Raw genomic sequence first — 1,881 nt, 5'->3', positions numbered from 1 at the left:
GCTCGCAGCGCTGCTGCAGCCGGCGGCTGGCCCGCAGACCTTCCAGGGCCCGGCCATCCAGCACGGCGGCCAGCCGTGCCAGGGGCAGGGCCCAGGCCGCCTCGTCGGACGTGAGGCCGCAGCGTTCCGGCCGCTCGGGACCGAGGGGCTGCAGCAATGCCTCGCTCCCGTCAGCGGCCCCCCAGGGCTGGAGCAGGCCCGCCTCCAGCGCCTGAGCCAGGCCCCGGTGCCCCTGGCCAGAGGCGGCCAGGCGCTCCAGTTCCGCCAGCACCCTCTCCCCGGCCACCGCGGTGATCCGCTGGCGGTGGCGCCGGATCAGCTCCCAGGTGGCCGGTGCGATGGCGAAGTCCAGGTCGCAGGCCAGCCGCACCCCGCGCAGCAACCGCAGGGGGTCGTCCAGCAGGTTGGCCTCGCTGATCGCCACCATGTGTCCCGCCGCCAGATCCGCGAGGCCGCCGCAGGGGTCGATCAGCTGCGAATCTGCGGCCTCGTTGCTGCCCCCCGCCGCATCCTCCAGGGGCAGGGCGATGGCGTTGACGGTGTAGTCGCGGCGGCCCAGATCGGCCGTGAGAACGTCACCGGCGCAGCGGGCCAGGTCGATCGTCCAGCCCTCCAGCACCAACCGCGCGATCGAACGCTCCTGGTCGAGCACCACACAGGTGCCGCCGCAGCGCCGCCCCAGCTGCCGGGCCAGGTCGATGGCGTCACCGGGCACCACCAGGTCCAGATCCGGCTGGGCGCTCAGCCGACCCAGCAGGCCGTCCCGGACCGCCCCCCCCACCAGGGCTGTGCCCGCTGGAAACTGGTTGGGGGCCACAGGCCAGCGCTCCGGTGCCAGGGCCCGCCACAGTTCCGAGACTTGACGTCCCGGCTCGCACGCCACAATGGGCGCCCTGCTGGGCCGTGGCGGCATGTGCATCTGCGTGGATTGCCACTGGGTCGAGCGTTGTCAGGCCTACCACGCGGTCGAGCGTCAGCACGGCGTCGCCCATCTCACTATGAGTCCCGATTTCAGCCCCCGGCAACCCCGCATCCACGTGCAGGTGCTTGATCTCGACGCCGCTGCGGCCAGTGTCGGGGTGGAGTGGGACGTGCGGGCCTGCTCCGACTTCCGCTCCGATCCGGGCCGCTGGCGCCGCTGGTGCCCCGACGGGCCCCTGCCGACATGACGGGCCTTCCCGATCCGGACCGTGGCCCCTGGCTGCTGGCGCTGCACAGCTCCAGCGACAGCCTCGGGGTGGGGCTGCAGCGCCTCGGGGCAACGCAGCCCGAGCGGCTGGAGCGTTTCCCCCTTGGCCGCTCCCTCTCCAATGGCCTGTTCGACTGTCTGGAAACCGTTTTGCCGGCCGACGCCTGGCCCCGGCTGGGTCGCCTGGCGGTGGCCACCGGTCCCGGCGGCTTCACCGGCACCCGTCTGACGGTGGTGCTGGCCCGCACCCTGGCCCAGCAGCTGGCCCTGCCCCTCGACGGGATCAGCAGTTTCCAGCTGATGGCCCGTCGCCTGCTCGCCGGGCCCATGCCGCCCAGTGAGGCGGGCCCCTTCTGGTTGCTGCAGGAGCTGCCCCGTCGTGGGGTGGTGGCGGGGCTCTACGGCGCCGATCCGGACCAGCCCGGTGGCGTGGCCGAGCTGGAGGCCCCGAGGTTGCACCGGGGCCGTGACGCCCTGGCCCCCTTCCCCATCCACCCCGCCGAGGTGCGCTTGCCGGAGGACGTGATCCAGTTGCTCAGCTTCAGTGCCGCCAGCGCCGCCGCCGGCCAGAGCGCCCCCTGGCAGCCGGTGCTGCCCCTGTACCCCACCAGTCCGGTGGAGGCGCTCCCATGCTGAGCCACCCCGGCCCCCAATCCCGTCCCCGCCGCCGCCGGCGCCGCCCGGAACGCACC

The 1,881-nt window shown here is 73.9% G+C and carries 3 protein-coding genes; 2 read left to right on the top strand and 1 reads right to left on the bottom strand.

What is annotated here, in order from left to right:
• Positions 1 to 883, bottom strand: an 883-nt coding sequence (locus VB739_RS16635; RefSeq protein ID WP_323358125.1) for a CCA tRNA nucleotidyltransferase, incomplete at its 3' end; no start/stop codon positions are given.
• A 28-nt stretch (positions 884 to 911) separates the two neighbouring features.
• Between VB739_RS16635 and VB739_RS16630 the strand changes: the two genes are divergently transcribed.
• On the top strand, positions 912 to 1,169 hold the full coding sequence (locus VB739_RS16630; protein WP_323358126.1) for a Ycf34 family protein: 258 nt from the start codon (positions 912 to 914) through the stop codon (positions 1,167 to 1,169).
• Positions 1,166 to 1,825 carry a tRNA (adenosine(37)-N6)-threonylcarbamoyltransferase complex dimerization subunit type 1 TsaB gene (gene tsaB / locus VB739_RS16625; protein ID WP_323358124.1) on the top strand — a complete coding sequence of 220 codons (660 nt, stop codon included), beginning with the start codon at positions 1,166 to 1,168 and terminating at the stop codon, positions 1,823 to 1,825. Before VB739_RS16630 ends, tsaB begins: the two co-directional genes overlap by 4 nt.
• Positions 1,826 to 1,881: the final 56 nt, after the last annotated feature.

The organism is Cyanobium gracile UHCC 0281, assembly GCF_034931305.1.
In the GTDB taxonomy this organism is placed as follows: Bacteria; Cyanobacteriota; Cyanobacteriia; order PCC-6307; family Cyanobiaceae; genus Cyanobium; species Cyanobium gracile_A.
The sequence above is the reverse complement of the archived record's forward strand: the minus strand, read 5'-3'. Positions and strand labels throughout refer to the sequence as shown.